Genomic DNA, 22,070 nt, shown 5'->3' with positions numbered 1-22,070 from the left:
TGGAAATGTGAAAAGCATTTACATCCTTCGGCACAGGAGCCCTCGATGACTGATACGACAAGTTATGACTACGCCCAAAGCCGGCCCCATCAAAGCTGGCTGCGTCAGGCAGAAAACTGGCTGGACGCACGCGGCAAAGGAGCATGGATCGCTGCAATGGTCCTCGGCTTCGTCTTTTTCTGGCCTGTTGGCCTCGCCCTTCTTGCCTATATGATCTGGAGCAAACGTATGTTTAACAAAGGTTGCAACAAATCCCGCCATAACCGTGCTGCCCGCAGCTTCGGCCCGCAGCGCAGCACCGGCAACAGCGCGTTCGACGCCTACCGCGAAGAAACCCTGCGCCGCCTCCAGCAGGAGCAGGACGACTTCGAGGCGTTCCTTGAGCGTCTGCGCGCCGCGAAAGACAAGTCGGAGTTCGACCAGTTCATGGACGAGCGCGCCCGCGCTCCGCGTGAAACGGCTCCGCAGACCGAAACCCACGCCGAGGCCTGATTGCCTCTGCACCACGTGCGGCCCGTCTCGGGCCGCGCACCTCTGGCACAACAGGACGACACATGACCTCGACTGATTTCTACTATGACGGCCTTCCCGATCCGGATACGCGGCCCGAATTCTACAAAAGCGTCCGGACCAAGCGCGCGTTCGCGTGGCTGATCGACATCACGATCATCGGTCTGGCCGCTGTCATCATCACTCCGCTGACAGCATTCACCGCGCTGTTCTTCTTCCCCGCCTTCTCGCTTGTGGTCGGCTTTGTTTACCGCTGGTGGACGCTGAGCAACAAATCGGCGACGTGGGGAATGCGCATGATGTCGGTCGAGATCCGCCGCAACGATGGCGCCCCGCTCGATAGCGGAACGGCGTTTATGCACACGCTGGGTCTGTATGTGTCCTTTGGTGTGGCCCCTCTACAGTTGATCTCTATCCTGATGATGTTAGTGTCCCAACGTAAGCAGGGTCTTACGGACCTCATTCTGGGCACCGCAGCGATCAATCGCTCCCTATAAGTCCGGAGCGGAAGACCGTTAAAGATCCTACACTGTAAATGGCGTGAGGTGCCCCCTCGCGCCAAATTTTAGTTGTTAGATCATGCGCCATACGCTTCCCATAGCGCCACAGTTTTATGTAACCGCCCCGCAACCCTGTCCTTATCTGGACGGGCGGATGGAGCGTAAGCTGTTCACAGCGCTACAGGGCGAAGGCGCCGAACGTCTGAATGATGCGCTGTCGAAGCAAGGCTTCCGCCGCTCGCAGAACGTTCTCTACCGTCCGTCCTGCGCAGAATGTTCGGCCTGTCTGTCCGCGCGTATCCCCGTGGCAGAGTTTCAGACCGCACGCACGCAGCGCCGGATCATGGCGCGCAACGATTATCTGAAGCGCACCGCAACGACCCCTTGGGCGACCGAAGAGCAGTATGACCTCTTCCGCCGTTACCTTGACCAGCGCCACGCGACCGGCGGCATGGCCGACATGGACCTGTTCGAATTCGCAGCCATGGTCGAAGAAACCCCGATCCGTTCGCGCGTGGTCGAATACCGCTCCAGCATCGAAGGCGACAACAATGCGCTGAAGGCCGTGTGCCTGACCGACATCCTCGATGACGGGCTGAGCATGGTCTATTCGTTCTTCGATACCTCGGACACGAAGGCGTCGCTCGGCACGTACCTGATCCTCGATCACATCAACCTCGCGATCGAGCTGGGCCTGCCCTACGTCTATCTCGGCTACTGGGTGCCTGGCAGTCAGAAGATGCGCTACAAGGCGAACTTCAAGCCGCTCGAGATCTTTTACAAGAACGAGTGGCGGGTGCTGGGCGATCCCGAAGAGTATGCCGCGACAACCGACCCGTTGGAGGTCGAGCCCATCGCGGCGCAGGTGGCGAAGATCCAGCTTCCCGATACCAAAGCCTACTAACGAAAAAGGGCCGCGTCAGACGCGGCCCTTCGTTTTTGGTGAAGGCGCGGACCAGCCGCGCCTCCCCTATCAGTTCAGCAGGTTCGGTACGATCGTCACCACGGACGGCACCAGCGCGAGCAGCAGCAGGGCAGCCATCTGGATGATGACGAACGGGATGACACCGCGGTAGATGTGACCGGTCGTGACCTCTTTCGGAGCAACGCCGCGCAGATAGAACAGCGCGAAGCCGAACGGCGGGGTCAGGAACGAGGTCTGAAGGTTCACGGCGATCATGATGGTAACCCACTTCGGATCGAACGAGCCGCCGTAGATGACCGGACCGACAATCGGGATCACAATGTAGATGATCTCGAGAAAGTCGAGCACGAAGCCGAGCATGAACAGCACCAACATCACGATCAGGAACGCGGTCCACTCGTTCGAGAACGACCGCAGGAAGTCCTGAATGTAGTGCTCACCACCGAAGGAGATCAGCACGAGGTTCAGAAGCTGCGAGCCGATCAGGATGGTGAATACCATCGACGTGACCTTCGTGGTTTCGCGCACGACCGGCGACAGCACGCCCATCGTCCACAGGATCCAGCACGACCACAGGATGCCGAACATCGAGAAGAGGAACATCGCGTAGGCAAGGCCGAACGCAATCATGTTCTCGACCGTCATATTCGGTCCGGTGCGCATATCGAAGTTGGTGCCGATGATCAGCATCAAGACGATAGCGATGGCAGTGTAGATCACCGGCTTGGCCGACTTGCCAGCATCGGCAAGTTTACGGCCAGCAGCCAGCAGGATCGCACCGCCCGCGCCCAGCGCAGCCGCAGGGGTCGGGTTGGTCACACCGCCGAGGATCGAGCCGAGAACGGCGACGATCAGGACGAGCGGCGGGAAGACCACCTTGACGATGTCGTTCTTCGCCAGCTCACCCGCAGCGGAGCGGACACCGATGTAGGCGAGGATCAGCGGGAACAGGATCCACAGGAACGTCACGCCCGACGACGTCACCGGCGTGATGAACAGATAGTCCACCAGCAGGATCAGAAGCGCACCGACGGCACCCACGATGAGCGGCTTGTGATCGCCCAGCGGGTTGATGCCGCGGCCTGCGGACAGAACAATCGCGATGATCATGACCAGAAGCGACAGGCCAACGCCCAGCTTCGGTGCGGTCTCGATCTTTTCGGCGATCAGAGCGGAGCGCTCTTCTTCCGACAGCTGACGGGCTTCGGCAACGCCGCCAGCCGCATTGATCGCGTCCTGTTCGGCAACTGCGGTGTCCCAAGCTTCCTGACCGTGAAGGTCGATCATGCTTGCCTGACACTGTTCGCTGACGTTGGTTCGCAGCGATGCGGTCTGACCTGCGTCGGTGTAGCTGTCGACGATGAACGACTGGCTACCCACGATGCCCACCTGCCCCAGAATGATCGTGAAGATCACGGCAGCGGCAGGAACACCGAGGAAGTAAGTCAGCTTTTCACCGCGCGTCGACATCGACGTCGAGGCTCCGGCCATCTGCACCGCAGGGGCACGCGACGGGTTCAGCAGCGCGTAACCAAAGGCGTAAAGCGCGTAGAGCAGCGCGAGCATAATGCCCGGCAGCATCGCAGCCTGGAACAGCGTACCGACCGAAACAACCGCGGGCTCACCCAGAAGAGTCAGCGCATCGGTACAGCCAGCGAGCTGTGCACGGTCTTCCTGAGCCGCCGAATAGAGGTCACCTGCCAGCGTGCCGAGAAGCACGATCACGATGGACGGAGGGATGATCTGGCCCAGCGTACCGGATGCCGCGATGACGCCCGTTGCCAGTTCCGGCGAGTACTTGTTCTTGAGCATGGTCGGCAGCGCGAGCAGGCCCATGGTCACAACGGTCGCGCCGACGATGCCGGTCGATGCCGCAAGGAACGCACCCACAACCACGATGGACACCGCCAGACCGCCCGGAAGCGGGCCGAAGATGTTAGCCATTTTGGTCAGCAGCTCGTCAGCGATACGCGAACGCTCCAGCATGATGCCCATCAGAACGAACATCAGAACGGCCAGCAGAGTCTCGATGGACTGACCTGCGAGAACGCGCTCGTTCATGCGGTTCACGATGAACGCGATGTTGCGGTCCATTGCGGTTTCCCAACCCTGCGGGAAGACCGAAATGGCTTCTCGTGGGAGGTCGGGATAGGTGAACACGGATATCGCATCCGGTCTCACGCCATCTGCAATGAGCGCGTTGTAGGCGTCGGAGTAAGTGTCGATGCCTTGGTGGATCAGCAGGCCGGCGCTATCGAGCGCCGCGATGATCACGAACGATACGACAGCAGCGCCGCCGATCGAAAAAGCTACGGGGAAGCCTGACAGGATTGCTCCGAACAGGCTGAGGAATACGATGATGAGGCCGATTTCTACGCCATCAAGTCCGAACATTCTTTTCGTGTCCTTCGCTTAGTGGATGTCGGCCACAAGCTCGGCCTGCGGATCGCCAAGATCGTCGCGGTCGAGATGTTTGCCTTCGGCTGCAATGCCCTCTTTGCGCTCGAGGTAGGAGCGGAAGAAGAAGGCGAACGCCTGCATGATCACCAGAGCGACGTAGCAGAGCAGCAGCATTTTAAAGAGGAAATACGCGTTGAAACCGTTCGGGCTGAAGCCGATGGTCTCGACGTTCCAGCGAACGGCGGGCGCCTTGCGGATCACTTTGTCCAGCGCGTCCGAGGCCGAGATATTCGGCACGATCAGGTGACGCCACATGAAGTACCAGCCGTACATCCACGTCACGAGCGCGACCGGCAGCATGAAGACGATCGAGCCGAACATGTCGATGGTTTTCTTGGTGCGGTAGCTGACGTTGGAATAGACGAGGTCAACGCGGACGTGGCCGCCCTGAACAAACGTGTAAGTCGCACAAAGAGCGACGATCAACGCGTTGTAAAATTTGAGACTTTCCGACCACCAGCTGACGTCGAACGCAAAGCCGAGACCGAAGCCGAGGGTGATCTCGCTGACCGCGAAAACACGCTGGAGGAAGATGATCATGATCTGGATCATCACCATGATCAGACCCGCCAAAGCGAAGGTGCGACCGATGCCGTTGGCGATACCTTCGAGCACGCGGACCATGCCCCACATGAAGCCGTTCTTCCAGAAACCGATCGCAGAGAGGATCGCCGCAATCACGAAGAAGACGAAGAGAAACTCCAGCGAACCTCCGTAGTAGACGAAGTTCAGCAGCGACAGTTTGTCTTCGGTGGTGTTGTTCCAGCTCAGCCAGTCGAGCCAGAGGCTCGGATGCGCGATGGCGTAGAACAGGTTGTAAAAGGCTTCCAGCAAGTTGCCGAAGAACCATTGGAGGACGTTCCCCTGCTCGAACTTGTCGAGACAGCTTATCGTGCCCTCTGTGTTTGCAGCGAAGAAGCCGCTGCAGGCAATTTCTTCTTCCATGATGTCCCCGTTTGGCACGTCCGGCGCATCCCAAGAGGCCGGACAGGCTCCCCGAATGAAGCGGGCCCCTCCGGTCTCCCGAAAAGGCCCGTCCGTTGATTACTGCACGTCGGGATTAGCCCAGAACGCGGTCACGCTGCGTACGGTAGGTGCCTTCCGAACGGGTGATCCAGTTCGACGACGCTTTCATCGACTCTTCGGCCGAGTTGCGAACGCGCGAGAAGATGTCGTCGCCCATGTACTGGTCGAGGGTCTCTTTCGACGCGGTGCCGAATGCATCCCAAACGCTGTCCGAGAATTCCAGAACCTTGACGCCGCCTGCCTGCAAACGCTGGAGCGCCGCACCGTTGTTCGAAAGGAACTGGGCGAGGTTGTTCTGGTGTGCTTCGCCAGCGGCGATCTCGTAGATCTTCTGCTGGGCGGGGGTGAGGCTGTCGAAGACGTCGCGGTTCATTGCGAGCGACAGACCTGCGCCCGGCTCGTGGAAGCCAGCGGTGTAGTAGAACTTGGTGATTTCTTGGAAACCGGCCTTTTCGTCAGCCCACGGACCGATCCATTCGGTGCCGTCGATCGCGCCCGAAGCCAGCGCCTGGTACACTTCTGCACCCGGAAGGTTCTGAACCGATGCGCCCAGCTTGCCGAGAGCTTCGCCGCCGAGACCCGGCATACGGAACTTCAGACCCTGGAAGTCTTCCGGACCGGTGATTTCCTTGGTGAACCAACCACCCGACTGCGCGCCGGTGTTACCGCCGAGGAACGACTTCAGACCGAAGATCTGGCCGAGTTCGTCGTGCAGTTCCATACCGCCGGCGTAGTAGTACCAGTTTGCCAGTTCCTGAGCAGTCATGCCGAACGGAACCGAGGTGAAGTAGGCATATGCAGGGTGCTGGTTGACGAAGTAGTAGTCGGCACCGTGGTACATGTCGGCCTGACCCGAGGTCACAGCGTCGAAGACTTCGAACGCGCCGACGAGTTCGCCAGCAGCTTTGAGGTCAACGGTCAGCTGACCATCGGTCATTGCGGTGATGCTGTCGGCGCAGCGCTGAGCCGCGTCGTGCACGCCAGCCAGACCACGACCCCAAGTGGTGACGAGGGTCAGAGTGCGCTTACCTTGCGCGTAGACCGGTGCGGCCAGCGAAGTTGCTGCTGCAGCGGTACCACCGATCGCGGAAGTGCGCAGAAAAGAACGACGATCCATTTGGTTTCCTCCCAGAAGTGACGCCCCATCGCTCTCCCCGATGGTTTGCGTCGTTAATCGCGTCGACAGACTAGCCAGCTTCGGGACGCAAAATAAATACCTAGTACTACGTAGAACCCGCCGGATTGTCATAAAACCTAACCAATTCACTGTATCACGAGGTCGCACCCCGCCCGGAATTGGGTCAGAGTTGAGCGCACAACCACTGATTCCCATCAACGAATCGCCATGCAATCTCTGGCCGAACGGCTACGGCACCTCCTCACCTTTACGTATGGCCAGAAGCTGTTCCTTCTGGCCACGCTTCCGCTCATCCTGTCGGTGGGTGTGATTGCAGCCGTCGTAGAGGTGCAGTCGCAGCGTCTGTCGGAGCGTGAAATCAGGATGCTGGAGGGCGAACTGGTCGAAGCCAAGCGGCAGGAGTTGAAGAACTACCTGTCCATTGCGCGGACGGCGTTCATCACAGTCTATGGCCGCGCCGCGCCGGATGACGAGCAGGCAAAGCTGGAAGTGACACAGATCCTGTCTGCGATGCTCTACGGGCAGGACGGCTACTTCTTTGTCTATGACTATGACGGCAACAACCTCGTCGCGCCGCGCCAGACGGAGCTGATCGGGCGCAACTGGATCGGGCTGGAGGACCGCAACGGCACCCCCATCGTTGACGAGCTCATTCGTATCGCCCGCGACGGCGGCGGTTATCACACCTTCGACTGGCCCCGCCCTTCCACCGGAGAGATCGGGCGCATGGTTGTCTTTGTGAACGGCCTTCAGGATTGGCGCTGGGTGATCGGCACGGGCATCTTTATCGACGATGCCATTGATGCGGTGACGACTGCAAAATCCGAGGTGTCCGCCCGTATCCGCCGCACGTCCCTCTATATCCTTCTTATTGCAACGGGCGCGCTGGTGCTGGTTTTCGCCACGGGCGTGGGCCTGAATATCCGCGAGCGCCGTCTTGCGGATGCCAAGCTCAAAGAACTGACCGAGCGGATTATCGACACGCAGGAAGAAGAACGCGGGCGGGTCGCGCGGGAACTCCACGACTCGATCAGTCAGATGCTGGTCGGCGTGCGATATGTGCTGGAGCTTGCCAAACGTCGGGTCGTGACGGGCGACGACCGCGCGGCAGAGAGCCTCGACAAAGGGATCAGCGGTCTGGGCGGTGCCATTCAGGAAGTCCGCCGCATCAGCCGCGATCTGCGCCCCGGTGTGCTGGACGACCTCGGCCTCGGCCCTGCCCTTCAGGCGTTGACGGACGAATTCTCGACCCGCACGGGGATCGAAACCGATTTTGAAACCGTGGTGTTCCGCGGCCGCCTCGACCGCGAGTCGCGCATTGCGCTCTATCGCATCGCGCAAGAAGCCCTCACCAATATCGAGCGGCATTCGGGCGCAACGCATGTCCACGTCAATCTGCGCGGCACACGCAACGGCGCGAACCTCCACATATCCGACAATGGCTGCGGGATGGACTGGCCAATGCCACCCCGACGTGCAAAATCGGGACTGGGCTTGCGCAACATGCAGGAGCGCATAGAACAGCTCGACGGAACGCTGACGATCGAAAGCAGCGACAAGGGCACCACCATCCGCGCCGTTGTCCCGCTGACCCACATGCTTCCGCCGGATTCGCGCAGTAAGGACGAGACATGAGCATTCGCATCGCGATCGTGGACGATCACCCGATGGTCGTCGAAGGCATTCAGGCCATCCTGGAAACCTATGACGATATCGAGGTCGTGGGCGCGCTGACCAGCGGAGAAGAAGCGATTGCTGCTGTCGACACGCTGAACCCTGATGTGATGCTGCTCGACCTGAACATGCCGGGGATCGGCGGGCTATCGGCGACTGAGATGATCCTTGAACGCCAGCCCGACACGCGCATTCTGATCCTGTCGATGCACGACAGCCCCGAATATATCTCGACCGCGCTGAACCACGGCGCGCGCGGCTATGTCCTCAAGGACGTCCCGACCGAGGAAATCCGCACGGCTATCGACAAAGTGATGGCAGGCGAAACCTACCTCTGCACGGGCGCCGAAGGATCGCTCAAGCCCAAGATTTCCGACGGTCGCGAGCCGCTGACCAACCGCGAGCAGACAATTCTTCTCGAACTTGCGACCGGCAAATCGAACAAAGAAGTCGCGCTAGCCCTCGACATCTCGGTCAGGACGGTGGAAACCCACCGCAAGAATATCAAGCGCAAACTAGGCATTAGCTCTACAGCCGGCCTGACCAGATACGCGCTCGAACACGGCGTCCTGCAAGGTACTGGACGCAGCGTGTAACGCATTGCCATGGCGATTTGAAAGAAAGTTGCGAAAATCGCCTTCCGCACGACATTTTCTCCAAAGGGGCTGTTGACCTCCTTTTTTGATCGTGCATAAGTCAGGCCCGTAAACGAAAGGCTCCGAAATGCACAACCTTCTAGTGGTAGTGGTGGTCGAAAGGCGCATGGTCCGGTAACGGAAGCCATATCGGCACCCCATGCGCCCCCGAAAAACCTTCGGGGGCTTTTTTGTGAGATAACGACGACGCAGTATAAGGAAGAACGCAGATGTCTCGTCAGATGACCGGCGCGAAAATGGTGGTTCAAGCTCTGAAGGATCAGGGCGTGGACACGGTATTCGGATACCCCGGCGGCGCTGTGCTACCGATCTACGACGAAATCTTCCAGCAGAACGATATCCGCCACGTCCTCGTGCGCCACGAACAGGCCGCGATCCACGCTGCCGAAGGCTACGCCCGCTCGACCGGTAAGGTCGGCGTTGCGCTGGTCACTTCGGGCCCGGGTGCGACGAATGCGGTGACCGGTCTGACGGATGCACTGATGGACTCGATCCCGCTCGTGGTGTTCTCCGGTCAGGTTCCGACCTTCATGATCGGCTCGGACGCGTTCCAGGAAGCCGACACCGTCGGCATCACCCGCCCCTGCACCAAGCATAACTGGCTGGTTCGCGATGCGGACGAGCTGTCGAGCCGCATCCACGAGGCGTTCCACATCGCATCGTCGGGCCGTCCGGGTCCGGTGCTGGTCGACATCCCCAAGGACGTCCAGTTCGCTTCGGCTACCTACACCGAAAAGACCAAGATCAAGCCGCGCTACCAGCCCAAGGTCAAAGGCGACATCGAGGGCATAAACGACCTCGTCAAGCTGATGGAAAAGGCCAAGCGCCCAGTGTTCTACACCGGCGGCGGCGTCATCAACTCGGGCGATGCTGCCAGCCAGCTGCTGCGCGAACTGATCGAAGCCACCAACTTCCCGATCACTTCGACCCTGATGGGTCTGGGCGCCTATCCGGCGTCGGGCGACAAGTGGCTCGGTATGCTGGGTATGCATGGTCTCTATGAAGCCAACATGGCGATGCACGACTGTGACCTGATGATTAACGTGGGCGCCCGCTTCGACGACCGTATCACCGGCCGCACCGACGCGTTCTCGCCGAAGTCGAAGAAGGCCCACATCGACATCGACCCGTCGTCGATCAACAAGATCATCCACGTCGATATCCCGATCATCGGCGACGTTGCCCACGTTCTCGAAGACCTGCTGAAGGTCTGGAAATCGCGTGGCCGCGTGACCGACAAAGAGTCGCTGTCGAAGTGGTGGGAAAAGATCAACGGCTGGCGCAAGGTCAACTGCCTCGCCTACACCAACTCGGAATCGGTCATCAAACCGCAGTACGCGCTCCAGCGTCTCGAAGAACTGACCAAGGGCATGGATCGCTACATCACGACCGAAGTCGGTCAGCACCAGATGTGGGCAGCCCAGTTCCTCGGCTTCGAGGACCCGAACCGCTGGATGACCTCGGGCGGCCTCGGCACCATGGGCTATGGTTTCCCCGCATCGGTCGGCGTGCAGATGGCTCACCCCGAAGCGCTCGTAATCAACGTCGCTGGCGAAGCGTCGTGGCTGATGAACATGCAGGAAATGGGCACCGCGGTTCAGTACCGCCTGCCGGTGAAGCAGTTTATCCTGAACAACGAGCGCCTCGGCATGGTCCGTCAGTGGCAGGAACTGCTGCACGGCGAACGCTACTCGTCGAGCTGGTCGGAAGCCCTGCCCGACTTCGTGAAGCTGGCAGAAGCCTTCGGTGCCAAAGGTATTATCTGTAAGGATCCCAAGGACCTCGACGACGCGATCATGGAAATGATCAAGCACGACGGTCCGGTGATCTTCGACTGTCTGGTCGAGAAGCACGAAAACTGCTTCCCGATGATCCCGTCGGGCAAGCCGCATAACGAGATGCTGCTCTCTGCCGATGCCGAAGCATTCAAATCGGGCGCCGCGCTGGTGTGATGCCCCTCGGCGGGCCACCGCGGCCCGCCTGCCCCCACGCTGCGCGCATCGCAGCGGTCAATGTATCCAAGCCTCGCCCTGCGATGGCCAAGCAGAAACGGAAATAAGATGTCTCCGCTAAACATTAAAAAGGGTTCGACCAGCCACTCCGCCTACAACCTACGCTCCGGCTACGGAGATACGGTCGAACGCCACACCCTTGCCTGCCTCGTCGCCAACGAACCCGGCGTTCTGGCGCGCGTCATCGGTCTATTTGCAGGCCGTGGCTACAACATCGAAAGTCTCACGGTGGCCGAGGTCGATCATCAGGGCCACCAGTCGCGCATCACCATCGTGACTTCGGGCACCCCGCAGATCATCGAGCAGATCAAAGCGCAATTGGGCCGCATCGTCGTCGTCCTCGAAGTCCACGACCTCACCGTCGAAGGTCCGAGCGTCGAGCGCGAACTGGGCCTCTTCAAGGTCGCAGGCCAAGGCGACCAGCGCGTTGAAGCCCTGCGTCTGGCCGATATTTTCCGCGCCAGCGTGGTCGACACCACCCTCGAAAGCTTCGTGTTCGAACTGACCGGTACACCGGAAAAGATCGACGCCTTCGCAGACCTGATGCGCCCGCTGGGCCTCGTCGAAGTGGCTCGCACCGGCGTTGCAGCCCTGTCGCGCGGCGCAAAATAAGCGCCCGCTCTTCATTCTGACGAAAATACCTCGGGGTGAATGGCGCACAGCGCCAGAGGGGCAGCGCCCCTCACCCCGCCACAGCCCGCAATGCCTTTGCGCGGGCTGGCGGAATGGCATTGATCTCGAGGCCGGTAAAGACATGCAACGTGTTGAGGTCAGTATCGACGACCGCATGATCACTCACCCATCCCCCCATCACCAGATAGGTCTTCAGCAGCGGCGGCATCCGCAGCATTGCGGCCTTGCGGTCCAGCGGCCTGCGTAGGCGCTCGCTGGCAAAGCGGAAGACGCGCGGCGCTTTGACCTTTGGCAGCCAGCGTTTGGGCGCAAGGTGGCGCTCTGCCAGCATATCGAAGGCATCAACGTAGCTGTCCGCCTCAATCCCGTGGAACGACGAGCAGCCGAACAGCATCTCCACCCCGGCCTCGTCGACGTATTGCGTCATCGCACCCCACGCGACACGCAGGACATCGGGATCGCGTACCTCGGGAGCTATACAGAACCGGCCCATCTCGACCATGGGCCCATCAAAAGCGCCGAGCGATGACAGTTCGTAATACTGCGCGGAATAGCTCTTTCCGATCTCTGACCCGCTCGCCAGCGGCAGCAGGCGGAAACAGCACACGAGCCCACCGCTCCGCGTATCCTCGACCAGCACATGTTTGCAGACATCGTCGAAATGATCGGCGTCATGCCCGTCGTGTTCTCCGATGAAGCACCGATGACGCAGGCGCTGCGCCCGCAGGATGTCCTGAGGCGTTTCGGCAAGTCGGGCGATGTAGCGACCGCGGGTCAGGCTCAGGCGCATGGCGGTACCCAGCAAACAAAGACACCTGCTACATTAGCCGAGGCATGTAACAGGTGTATTGTCTTTTTTGCGCTGAGTTCGATCTTAGTCCGAGCCGATGAAGTCGGCGGCGTTGAAGCGACCGATCGAACCGAGGATCTGACGCATTAGCGTATTGTCACGCAGACCGTTGTCGGTCACCCGGCGCGACAGGGATACAACGTTGCCGTCCTCAAGACCGAACAGCTCCACATTGCGCACGATACCGCCCGCGTCGAAGTCGAGCGCCAGAACGGTGCGGTCGATTTCCTTGGGCGGGAACGCACCGTAGTTACGGACCGCGTAGGATACGTAGTAGAGGCTATCCGTGCCGGTGATGCCGCCCATCGACGGACGACCGAGCTTTTCGATCACCGTGGCGCGAGTATCGCTGCCGACATCGACCGAAGCGATGGCTTCTTGGCTCGGTGTAAACCCGTGGTAGTCGATGCGCTCGACGCAGGCGCTGGTAGCAAGCAGGGCCGCTACCGCAAGTGGAAGGATCCGCATACCGCGGATGATACCTGCCGTCTTGCCCATGAATGCCCCCTTGTATCGCTTTGCCTTGGCTTTTAGTTGGCTTACATCACCCTAAGGCCGTTGTTCAAGAATGGAAGCGTAATGGGCTCTGCCGACAAACATATCTACCGTCTGTCCGAATTGTCCGGACGCACCGAAGTTCCCTTCACGCTGGAGCCCGACGCGGACGCCCGCGCCGAGTTGGCTCGCGTGCTCGATATCCTCAAAGTTCGCAAACTCCGCTTCGAGGGCAAACTGCTCGCACGCGGCAAAACCGACTGGCATCTCCATGCAAAACTGGGCGCAACCGTGGTTCAGGAATGCGTCGTGACGCTCGAGCCGGTCACCACTCGCATCGACGAGAGCATCGTGCGCGCCTACGTGCATGACTATGAGGAGACGCTCATCGGCGAGGTGGAAATGCCCGACGATGATTCCATCGAGCCGCTGCCGACCGCCATTGATCTCTATGAAGTGATGGCCGAAGCGCTCAGCCTGGCCCTTCCGCCCTTCCCTCGCGCGGAGGGAGTCGAGCTTGGCGAAGCGGTTTACACCGAAAAAGGAATCGCTCCGATGCGGGACGAGGACACAAAACCGTTCGCGGGCCTAAAATCCTTGCGCGACTCTCTGGAAAAACCAGAAAAAGAATGACAAAAGGCCCCGATACGGGGCTTGCGCAAACGCGAAATCGCAGTATGTTCGCGGCCTCTTTCAAACGATACTCGACAGGCCGCGTCTAATCGTCTAGGACGCCCGCGATACTCGTAAGCGAAACACGAAACACCGGGCCATGCGCCCCCGAACTAGATAGGTAGAGACATGGCCGTTCAGCAGAACAAAGTCTCCAAATCGCGCCGCAACATGCGCCGCGCACACGACGCTCTGGTTGCTGCCAACCCGAACGAATGCTCGTCCTGTGGCGAACTGAAGCGTCCGCACCACGTTTGCCCGTCCTGCGGTCACTACGATAGCAAAGAAATCGTAGCTCAGGCCGACGAAGTCGATCTGGACGAAGACGCTGCATAAGCATCTCCAGTGGTACTAATGGAAAACGGACGGGTCTGACGTGACCAATACCTCGGAAAAATCCGTAGTCTTGTCCGTTGACGCCATGGGCGGTGATAAAGGGCCTGCGGCTATTGTCGCGGGCCTTGCCAGTTTTCTGGCAAAGGATCCGTCAGCACGCGCCATCCTGCATGGTCGCGAGCAAGACCTGACGCCGCTCGTCAACAAGCGCCGCATCGCAGACCGCGTCGAAATCCGCGACTGCCCCGATGTGGTCCAGATGACCGATAAGCCCTCGCAGATCCTGCGTCAGGGCAAAAAGACGTCTATGTGGTCGGCTATCACTGCGGTGAAGACCGGCGATGCGGATGTCTGTGTGTCCTGCGGCAACACCGGCGCGCTGATGGCGATGTCGATGCTCATCCTGCGCAAGGTCGACGGTGTGAACCGTCCGGCCATCGCATGCATGTGGCCGTCGATGAGCGCGGGCAACTTCAACGTCATGCTCGATGCCGGTGCCGATATCCGCGCCGATCAGGACGACCTTCTGACTTATGCACTGATGGGCACGTCCTACGCTCGCAACGGTATGGGCCTCGCCCGCCCCCGCGTTGGCCTGCTGAACGTCGGTGTTGAAGAGCACAAGGGCCGCGCCGAGCTGAAGGTCGCGCACGAGCTGATCGCTGCTGCTGCCGACCGCGGCGATTTCGAGTACATCGGTTTTGTCGAAGGCAACGACCTGCCCTCCGACCGCGTGGACGTCATTGTCACCGATGGTTTCACCGGCAACGTTGCGCTGAAAACCGGCGAAGGCACCGCGAACCTGATCTCCAGCGCGCTGCGCGAAGCTTTCAACAACTCGTTCCTGTCGCGCATTGCGGCGGCGATTGCCTATACCTCGCTCCAGCGCCTGAAAAAGCGGATCGACCCGCGCCGCGTCAACGGCGGTGTGTTCCTCGGTCTGAACGGCTCGGTCATCAAGAGCCATGGCTCCGCCGACCCGACCGGCGTTGCCGCCGCGCTGGCCCTTGCGAGCCGCCTCGGCAAGAACGGCTTCTCACAGAAACTGGCTGCACGGGTTGCAACTGCCACCGCACTTGCGCAAGATGCCCAGAATGACGGCGCGGAAACTGCGTCTACAAGCGCAAAAAGCGAGTAATTTCAATGACGATCAGAGCGGTGGTTACCGGCGTAGGGCATTACCTTCCCGAGCGCGTGGTTCCCAACTCCTACTTCGAAGACAAGCTGGACACGTCCCACGACTGGATTGTCAGCCGTTCCGGAATTGAACGCCGCCACTTCGCCGCCGAAGGCCAGACGACCTCCGATCTCGCGACCCGCGCTGCCAACGCCGCGCTCGAAAACGCAGGTCTGACGGGCAACGACATTGACGCGGTCGTCCTTGCGACCTCGACCGCCGACTTCACCTTCCCGTCTGCCGCGACCATGGTTCAGCACAACATTGGGAACACCAGCGGCTTTGCTTTCGATATCCAGGCCGTCTGCGCCGGTTTCGTTTTCGCCCTGACCAACGCCAACGCCCTGATCCAGTCGGGCAGCGCGAAGCGTGTTCTGGTTATCGGCGCGGAAACCTTCACCCGCATCATGGACTGGGAAGACCGCTCCACCTGCGTTCTGTTCGGTGACGGCGCTGGCGCGCTGATCATCGAAGCGCAAGACGGCACCGGCGCCAATACCGACCGCGGTATTCTGGCCACCGACCTCAATTCCGACGGCACCTACCGAGACCTTCTTTATGTGGACGGCGGTGTTTCGACCCAGACCACGGGCCGTCTGCGTATGGAAGGCAAAGAAGTCTTCCGTCACGCTGTCGAAAAACTGGCGCAAACCGCGCACAAATCGCTCGGCGATGCTGGCCTGACGTCTGAAGACGTCGATTGGGTCGTGCCCCATCAGGCCAACATCCGCATCATCCAGTCGACCGCCAAAAAGCTTGGCGTCAGCATGGATAAGGTGGTCGTGACCGTTCAGGACCACGGCAACACCTCGGCGGCATCGATTCCCCTCGCACTCTCCGTAGGCGTGCAGAGCGGTCAGATCAAACAAGGCGATCTGGTCGTTACTGAGGCTATCGGCGGCGGTCTTGCATGGGGTTCGGTCGTAATCCGCTGGTAAGGCGGCTTATAACACCTCTTTCCAAGCCCCTGTTATTGACAGGTAAATTCGAGCCTGCGTAACATTCTCAAAACCTGAGGGGGAATGGCATGGCCGAGAAGACTCTGACACGTATGGATCTTGCCGAAGCGGTACACGCTGAAGTCGGACTTTCTCGCAATGATAGCGCCGAGCTGGTCGAAAGCGTGCTCAAGCACATTTCGGACGCTCTGGTCGAAGGCGAGACCGTCAAGATCAGCTCTTTCGGCACCTTCACCGTCCGCGACAAAGCGGAACGCGTAGGCCGGAACCCGAAAACCGGCGAGCCGAAGGTGATTTCTCCGCGCCGTGTGCTGACATTCCGTCCGAGCCACCTTATGAAAGACCGCGTTTCGGACGGTAACAAATCTTAAGGGCTTAACCCATGGGCAAATCACGCGATGCCTTCCGCACCATCAGCGAGGTGTCGGAGTGGCTGGACACGCCAGCCCACGTGTTGCGCTTTTGGGAAAGCAAGTTCACGCAGATCAAACCCGTGAAGCGCGCGGGCGGCCGCCGCTATTACCGCCCTGTCGACATGGAACTGCTCGGCGGTATCAAGAAACTTCTGCATGACGACGGCATGACCATAAAGGGCGCGCAAAAGCTGTTGCGCGAGATGGGCGTGAAGCACGTCGCATCCTTGGGCAAATCGCTGACCGATGATGAGCAGACGGCGCCCGAGCCTCAAACAGATGATGTGATCGAAGGCGTGCCGGCAATCTCCGAGACAAAGCCGCAGCCCGAAGATCGCGAGATCGCCGCCATTGGTGATCTTTTCTCGTCGATCCCTGCAAATGTCAGTGAGCCCCCTGCCCAGCCGGAACCTATCGGTGTCCTGTCGCTTATCTCTCGGGGCGACCGGAGCGCGCTGGCGCGTAAATCCGGTTCGATCAGACCCCATTTTGTTAACCTCGCGGCGCTATATGGTCGCATGACCGGAACCTGATTTTATGTCCGAACAAACTGCCGTGGTCTTCGACCTCGACGGGACGCTGATCGACAGCGTTCCCGATATCGCCGCGTCCGTGAACACGATGCTTACGGGCTACGGCTTGGCCCCGCTGGACCGCGACACGGTGCAGAGCTTCGTCGGCAACGGCACCGCTTTTCTGTTCAGCCGCGTCTGCGACGTGCGCGATGTTCCCGAAGCCGAACGCGATCAGGCGTATAAAACCTTCATGGACACCTATGTCGATGCGCACGACCTGACGACGATCTACGGTGGCGTCACCGACGCGCTGGACCGATTGAAGGCTGCCGGTTGCGTCCTCGGCCTCTGCACGAACAAGCCGACAGCCCCGATGAAAAGCGTCCTCGCGCAACTGGGCCTCGCGCATTACTTCGACGCGATGATCGCCGGCGATTCGCTCGAAAAGCGCAAACCCGATCCCCTTCCGCTCGACACCACGTTCACGATGCTCGGTCGCACCCGTCAGTTTTACGTCGGCGATAGCGAAGTCGATGCGGAAACTGCGCAGAACGCACAGATCGACTTTGTCTTTTTCACCGGCGGCTACCACAAGACAACGGTCGCGCAGGTCCCCAAACGCTGGTCATTCGACCACTGGTCGGAACTGCCGGACCTGATCCTCGGCTAACTCCTGACAGATCGACGGAATTTTCCCCAGATTGCGTCTTGCTCTTGCCCGCAAAAACGGTAAGAAGGCCCACACGTCGGGCTATAGCGCAGCCTGGTAGCGCGTCCGTCTGGGGGACGGAAGGTCGCAGGTTCGAGTCCTGCTAGCCCGACCATCAAAATCGCCCGCCCTCACTGGGCGGGCGATTTGTTTTTGGGAGGAAAGAATGACCGGAGTATTGGCTAGCCAGCAGATCGCAAAGCTGATCGACGATGGCGCAATCTCGGCTGCGACACCCTATGTCGACGGTCAGATCCAGCCCGCAAGCCTCGACCTGCGTCTCGGCACTGTCGCCTACCGCGTCCGCGCGTCTTTCCTTGCTGGCGAGGGCCGCTCTGTCGCCGACCGCCTCGCCGAATTCGAGATGCACCGCGTCGACCTGACGAATGGCGCCGTCCTCGAAAAGGGATGCGTTTACGTGGTGCCGCTGATGGAGAGCCTCGCGCTGCCCGCTGGCATTCAAGCCGTCGCGAATGCCAAATCCTCCACCGGTCGCCTCGATCTGCTGACCCGCACCATCACAGACGGCGGCGTCGAGTTCGACCGCATCGCACTGGGCTACAATGGTCCGCTCTACGCAGAGATATGCCCGCGCTCCTTCTCCGTCCTCGTCCGCCCCGGAATGCGTCTGAACCAGATCCGCTTCCGCTCCGGCCACGCAGTTCTGGACGACGCCGAACTCCAAGCGCTCCACGCGGAAACCCCGCTCGTCAACGGCGAGCCTGTCATTGACGATGGCCTCGGCTTCTCCGTCGACCTTGCGCCGCAAAACGGCACCCTCGTCGGCTACCGCGCCAAGCCGCACACCGGCGTCATCGACCTCGACCTGCTGAACCACTACGATCCGCGCGAGTTCTGGGAAGAGGTCCACTCCGACAACCAGCAAATCATTCTCGATCCCGGCGCGTTCTATATCCTCGTCAGCCGCGAAGCCGTCACCATCCCGCCGATGCAGGCCGCCGAAATGGCCCCTTACCTTGCGATGGTCGGCGAATTCCGCGTCCACTACGCAGGCTTCTTCGATCCCGGGTTCGGCCATGACAGCGCTGGCGGTACAGGCTCGCGCGGCGTCCTCGAAGTCCGCTGCCACGAGGCTCCTTTCGTCCTCGAACACGGCCAGATCGTCGGCCGTCTCGTCTATGAACAGATGTCCGAACTGCCCGAACAACTCTACGGCCGCGATATCAAATCGAACTATCAGGGTCAGGGCCTCAAGCTCTCGAAACACTTCCGCGCCTGATCTTCATTCTGACCCAAATACCTCGGGGTGAATGGCGCACAGCGCCAGAGGGGCAGCGCCCCTCCAATCGCCCTCCACACCACGACGACCGATGCCCCGCATCGGCGTAATTCCGCAGTATTTCCGTCATCATCCGTTGTTATTTTCCGCCAGCCCTTGTTAACGCAGGGGTCAAATAGACGCAGGAGTCCTTCCATGACCAACGATACCGACGACATGCAGAACCTTATGCGTTTCGGCTGGGAGGAATGGGTTGCGCTCCCCGATCTGGGACTCCCTGCGATCAAGGCGAAGGTCGACACCGGCGCACGCACATCGGCACTCCATGCCTTCGACATCGAAACCTTCGGCCCCGCATCCGCACCCAAAGTCCGCTTTACCGTGCAGCCTGTTCCCGGACGCGAGGACCTGATGATCCCCTGCTCGGCCAAGATCGTCGACAGGCGCAGCGTCACATCATCCAACGGCGAATCCGAAATGCGCTATGTCATCGCCTCGAAAATGCAGGTCGGCGATGAAAGCTGGCCGATCGAACTGACCCTGACAGACCGCTCGGGGATGCATTCGCGCATGTTGCTCGGCCGCGAGGCCCTGAAAGACCACATCACTATCGTCGCGACCGAGCGCTACCAGCAGCCCAAGCTCAGCTACGACGTCTACACCACGGCCCGCGTCCGCCACGCCGCCCCGAACCGCGCGCTGCGCATCGCTGTCCTCAGCCGTGAGGATAACTACTCCACGCGCCGCCTCGTCGAAGAGGGCGAAAAGCACGGCCACACGGTCGAGGTCATCGACACCACCCGCTGTTACATGGCCATCAACGCGATGTCGCCCGAGGTGCATTACGACGGCAAGCGCCTGCCCCGCTACGACGCCGTGATCCCGCGCATCGGCGCGTCGATTACCTCCTATGGCACCGCCGTGATCCGCCAGTTCGAAACGATCGGCGTGTTCTGTCTGAACGGCTCCGACGGGATCACTGCCAGCCGTGACAAGCTCGCCGCACACCAGATCATGGCCCGCCACAAGATCAGGATGCCGAACACCGCCTTCGCCGCCTCGCCGAAAGACACGGACTCGCTCATGCGTCTCGTCGGCACCGCGCCGCTGATCGTGAAACTGCTTGAATCGACCCAAGGCAAAGGCGTCGTCCTTGCCGAAACCAAGAAAGCCGCCCAGTCGGTGATCGACGCCTTCCGCGGCCTCAAAGCCAACTTCCTCGTGCAGGATTTCGTCAAAGAAGCCGCAGGCGAGGATATCCGCTGCTTCGTCGTCGGCGGCAAAGTCGTCGCATCCATGAAACGCACCGGCGCCGAAGGTGACTTCCGCTCCAACCTGCATCGCGGCGGCTCCGCGCAGTCCGTGCGGATCAGCAAAGAGGAACGCGAAACCGCCGTGCGCGCAGCCAAAGCGTTCAAACTCAACATGGCAGGCGTCGATCTCCTGCGCTCGGAATCAGGCCCGAAGGTGCTCGAGGTCAACTCCAGCCCCGGCCTCGAAGGCATAGAGATCGCCACCAAGAAAAACATCGCCGGCATGTTGATCGACCACATCGAAGACCGCGTCCGACCGACCCCGATCCGTGGCCGCACCGTTGACGATGACGACGGATCACCGACGCTGTCCAAGTGACCGGCCCGATCTTCATTCTGACAAAAATACCTCGGGGTGAATGGCGCACAGCGCCAGAGGGGCAGCGCCCCTCCTCCCCGAATTGGCCTTGCGCGCCCTTTCCATGCCAGCCACAGTGCTCGCAAATTTGAAGAGGGCTCTATGTCACCCCGTAAAATCATTATCGATACCGATCCCGGTCAGGACGACGCGGTCGCCATCCTCCTTGCCATCGCCAGCCCCGAAGAGATTGACCTTCTCGGCGTGACGGCGGTCGCGGGCAACGTGCCGCTACCTCTGACGCAGAAGAATACCCGTATCGTCTGCGAACTGGCCGGACGCCCTGATATCAAGGTGTTCGAAGGCTGCGACGCCCCGCTTTCCCGCAAGCTGGTGACGGCAGAACACGTCCACGGCAAAACCGGCCTCGACGGTCCGGTGATGCCCGACCCGACCATGCCGCTTCAGGATCAACACGCCGTCGACTTCATTATCGATACGCTGCGCGCAGAACCCGCAGGCACCGTCACGATCTGCCCCATCGGCCCGCTGACCAACGTCGCCGCCGCCTTCGAGAAGGCACCTGACATCATCGAAAAAGTGCAGGAAATCGTCCTTATGGGCGGCGCATATTTCGAGGTCGGCAACATCACGCCCGCCGCCGAATTCAATATCTACGTAGACCCAGAAGCCGCTGCGATCGTGTTCAAATCTGGCGTCCCGATCACGATGATGCCGCTCGACGTGACCCACAAAGCGCTGACCAACAAGGCCCGCGTCGATGCCTTCCGCAACATGGGCACCAAGGTCGGCACGATGGTCGCCGAATGGACCGACTTCTTCGAGCGCTTCGACAAAGAGAAATACGGCTCCGAGGGCGCTCCGCTCCATGATCCGTGCACCATCGCCTACCTGATCAAGCCCGAGCTTTTCTCGGGTCGCCACATCAACGTTGAGATCGAAACCACGTCCGACCTCACGCTGGGCATGACTGTCGCCGACTGGTGGCGCGTCACAGACCGCCCCGCCAATGCGATGTTCATGAAGGATATCGACACCCAAGGGTTCTTCGACCTGCTGACCGAAAGGCTCGCGCGCCTATGACGACGTCGATCCGCCTCGCCACGACTGAAGACAAAGCGCCGCTTCTGTCGCTCATGGCCCGCGCCGTGGAAGAAGCAGGCCACACGTCCGACCCCGAACTCCATGACCGCGCCGTGGCTCCGCTGCTCGAAAGCGGCCCGTATGGCGCCGTCTGGCTGGTCGGCCCGCAGCGCGCGCCGCTGGGCTATGTGGTCGTGACGTTCAGTTGGTCCGTCACCACGGCAGAGACCGAAGGCTGGGTGCAAGAGGTCTACATCCGCCCCAGCGTCCGCAATCGCGGCATCGGAACCGAAGTGCTCCACGCAGTGGCCGTCGCGCTCGGCAAAGGCGGCGTTGGCGCTCTGCATGTCCACCTTCCGCAGGATCAGGACGGCCTCCGCCGTTTCTGCGAAAAGGTCGGCTTCCGCGCACAAGACGACATTCTGGTCCTGACCGACCGCCTCTGATTGCGCTTT

Annotated in this window: 23 protein-coding genes and 1 tRNA gene; 19 read left to right on the top strand and 5 right to left on the bottom strand. The window is 60.5% G+C overall.

The features are described from left to right. Window positions 1-45 precede the first annotated feature (45 nt). The 3 genes from HCZ30_RS11740 to HCZ30_RS11730 all read left to right on the top strand — a co-directional run bounded on the left by HCZ30_RS11740 (window position 46) and on the right by HCZ30_RS11730 (window position 1,914). Window positions 46-492, top strand: a complete 447-nt coding sequence (locus tag HCZ30_RS11740) for a DUF2852 domain-containing protein (protein WP_167638482.1) — start codon at window positions 46-48, stop codon at window positions 490-492. 62 nt (window positions 493-554) lie between these two features. Then, complete coding sequence (locus tag HCZ30_RS11735) at window positions 555-1,007, top strand: RDD family protein (RefSeq protein WP_167638481.1); 453 nt, start codon at window positions 555-557, stop codon at window positions 1,005-1,007. An 82-nt stretch (window positions 1,008-1,089) separates the two neighbouring features. Beyond that, complete coding sequence (locus tag HCZ30_RS11730; protein ID WP_167638480.1) at window positions 1,090-1,914, top strand: arginyltransferase; 825 nt, start codon at window positions 1,090-1,092, stop codon at window positions 1,912-1,914. Between the two features lie 69 nt (window positions 1,915-1,983). On the opposite strand, the gene HCZ30_RS11725 is transcribed toward HCZ30_RS11730, so the two are convergent. The 3 genes from HCZ30_RS11725 to HCZ30_RS11715 all read right to left on the bottom strand — a co-directional run bounded on the left by HCZ30_RS11725 (window position 1,984) and on the right by HCZ30_RS11715 (window position 6,538). After that, complete coding sequence (locus tag HCZ30_RS11725; RefSeq protein ID WP_167638479.1) at window positions 1,984-4,329, bottom strand: TRAP transporter large permease; 2,346 nt, start codon at window positions 4,327-4,329, stop codon at window positions 1,984-1,986. 18 nt (window positions 4,330-4,347) lie between these two features. Beyond that, on the bottom strand, window positions 4,348-5,340 hold the full coding sequence (locus HCZ30_RS11720) for a TRAP transporter small permease subunit (RefSeq protein WP_167638478.1): 993 nt from the start codon (window positions 5,338-5,340) through the stop codon (window positions 4,348-4,350). Between the two features lie 115 nt (window positions 5,341-5,455). Next, window positions 5,456-6,538, bottom strand: coding sequence for a TRAP transporter substrate-binding protein (locus HCZ30_RS11715; protein WP_167638477.1), 1,083 nt, complete (start codon window positions 6,536-6,538; stop codon window positions 5,456-5,458). Window positions 6,539-6,766: 228 nt separating this feature from the next. Between HCZ30_RS11715 and HCZ30_RS11710 the strand changes: the two genes are divergently transcribed. From HCZ30_RS11710 to ilvN, 4 genes are all read left to right on the top strand, one after another. Next, window positions 6,767-8,194: a cache domain-containing protein gene (locus tag HCZ30_RS11710; protein WP_167638476.1), complete on the top strand. Its 1,428-nt coding sequence runs from the start codon at window positions 6,767-6,769 to the stop codon at window positions 8,192-8,194. Continuing rightward, entirely contained in the window at window positions 8,191-8,829 is a 639-nt protein-coding gene (locus tag HCZ30_RS11705; protein ID WP_167638475.1) for a response regulator transcription factor, read from the top strand. Before HCZ30_RS11710 ends, HCZ30_RS11705 begins: the two co-directional genes overlap by 4 nt. Before the next feature lie 269 nt (window positions 8,830-9,098). Beyond that, window positions 9,099-10,841: an acetolactate synthase 3 large subunit gene (locus HCZ30_RS11700; protein WP_167638474.1), complete on the top strand. Its 1,743-nt coding sequence runs from the start codon at window positions 9,099-9,101 to the stop codon at window positions 10,839-10,841. 108 nt (window positions 10,842-10,949) lie between these two features. Continuing rightward, window positions 10,950-11,513: an acetolactate synthase small subunit gene (ilvN, locus tag HCZ30_RS11695; RefSeq protein WP_167638473.1), complete on the top strand. Its 564-nt coding sequence runs from the start codon at window positions 10,950-10,952 to the stop codon at window positions 11,511-11,513. 70 nt (window positions 11,514-11,583) lie between these two features. Here ilvN and HCZ30_RS11690 read toward each other — a convergent pair whose 3' ends face one another. Then, the gene (locus HCZ30_RS11690) at window positions 11,584-12,324 is read right to left on the bottom strand and encodes a GNAT family N-acetyltransferase (RefSeq protein ID WP_167638545.1); all 741 of its coding nucleotides are present in this window, start codon (window positions 12,322-12,324) and stop codon (window positions 11,584-11,586) included. An 84-nt stretch (window positions 12,325-12,408) separates the two neighbouring features. Continuing rightward, complete coding sequence (locus tag HCZ30_RS11685) at window positions 12,409-12,882, bottom strand: outer membrane protein assembly factor BamE (protein WP_167638472.1); 474 nt, start codon at window positions 12,880-12,882, stop codon at window positions 12,409-12,411. Window positions 12,883-12,963: 81 nt separating this feature from the next. On the opposite strand from HCZ30_RS11685, the gene HCZ30_RS11680 reads away from it, so the two are divergent. From HCZ30_RS11680 to HCZ30_RS11625, 12 genes are all read left to right on the top strand, one after another. Next, on the top strand, window positions 12,964-13,512 hold the full coding sequence (locus HCZ30_RS11680) for a YceD family protein (protein ID WP_167638471.1): 549 nt from the start codon (window positions 12,964-12,966) through the stop codon (window positions 13,510-13,512). 168 nt (window positions 13,513-13,680) lie between these two features. Further along, a complete protein-coding gene (gene rpmF, locus HCZ30_RS11675) occupies window positions 13,681-13,887 on the top strand; it encodes a 50S ribosomal protein L32 (RefSeq protein ID WP_167638470.1) in 207 nt (68 codons plus the stop codon). A gap of 40 nt (window positions 13,888-13,927) precedes the next feature. Next, window positions 13,928-15,025, top strand: a complete 1,098-nt coding sequence (gene plsX, locus HCZ30_RS11670; RefSeq protein ID WP_348640379.1) for a phosphate acyltransferase PlsX — start codon at window positions 13,928-13,930, stop codon at window positions 15,023-15,025. A gap of 5 nt (window positions 15,026-15,030) precedes the next feature. Then, complete coding sequence (locus tag HCZ30_RS11665) at window positions 15,031-16,002, top strand: beta-ketoacyl-ACP synthase III (RefSeq protein WP_167638469.1); 972 nt, start codon at window positions 15,031-15,033, stop codon at window positions 16,000-16,002. A gap of 89 nt (window positions 16,003-16,091) precedes the next feature. Next, window positions 16,092-16,394, top strand: coding sequence for an integration host factor subunit alpha (gene ihfA, locus HCZ30_RS11660; protein WP_167638468.1), 303 nt, complete (start codon window positions 16,092-16,094; stop codon window positions 16,392-16,394). 11 nt (window positions 16,395-16,405) lie between these two features. After that, window positions 16,406-16,969, top strand: a complete 564-nt coding sequence (locus HCZ30_RS16645) for a MerR family transcriptional regulator (protein ID WP_246212771.1) — start codon at window positions 16,406-16,408, stop codon at window positions 16,967-16,969. A 4-nt stretch (window positions 16,970-16,973) separates the two neighbouring features. After that, entirely contained in the window at window positions 16,974-17,621 is a 648-nt protein-coding gene (gene gph, locus HCZ30_RS11650) for a phosphoglycolate phosphatase (RefSeq protein ID WP_167638467.1), read from the top strand. Between the two features lie 77 nt (window positions 17,622-17,698). Continuing rightward, window positions 17,699-17,775: transfer RNA gene (locus HCZ30_RS11645), tRNA-Pro, on the top strand. A 51-nt stretch (window positions 17,776-17,826) separates the two neighbouring features. Then, a complete protein-coding gene (locus HCZ30_RS11640) occupies window positions 17,827-18,900 on the top strand; it encodes a 2'-deoxycytidine 5'-triphosphate deaminase (RefSeq protein WP_167638466.1) in 1,074 nt (357 codons plus the stop codon). Window positions 18,901-19,095: 195 nt separating this feature from the next. Then, a complete protein-coding gene (rimK, locus tag HCZ30_RS11635) occupies window positions 19,096-20,532 on the top strand; it encodes a 30S ribosomal protein S6--L-glutamate ligase (protein ID WP_246212769.1) in 1,437 nt (478 codons plus the stop codon). 141 nt (window positions 20,533-20,673) lie between these two features. Next, entirely contained in the window at window positions 20,674-21,615 is a 942-nt protein-coding gene (locus HCZ30_RS11630) for a nucleoside hydrolase (protein WP_167638465.1), read from the top strand. Further along, complete coding sequence (locus HCZ30_RS11625) at window positions 21,612-22,061, top strand: GNAT family N-acetyltransferase (protein WP_167638464.1); 450 nt, start codon at window positions 21,612-21,614, stop codon at window positions 22,059-22,061. Before HCZ30_RS11630 ends, HCZ30_RS11625 begins: the two co-directional genes overlap by 4 nt. The last annotated feature ends 9 nt before the right edge of the window (window positions 22,062-22,070 follow it).

Origin of the sequence: Marivivens donghaensis, from assembly GCF_011806565.1 — a bacterium.
GTDB classification, from domain to species: domain Bacteria; phylum Pseudomonadota; class Alphaproteobacteria; order Rhodobacterales; family Rhodobacteraceae; genus Marivivens; species Marivivens donghaensis_A.
The sequence above is the reverse complement of the archived record's forward strand: the minus strand, read 5'-3'. Positions and strand labels throughout refer to the sequence as shown.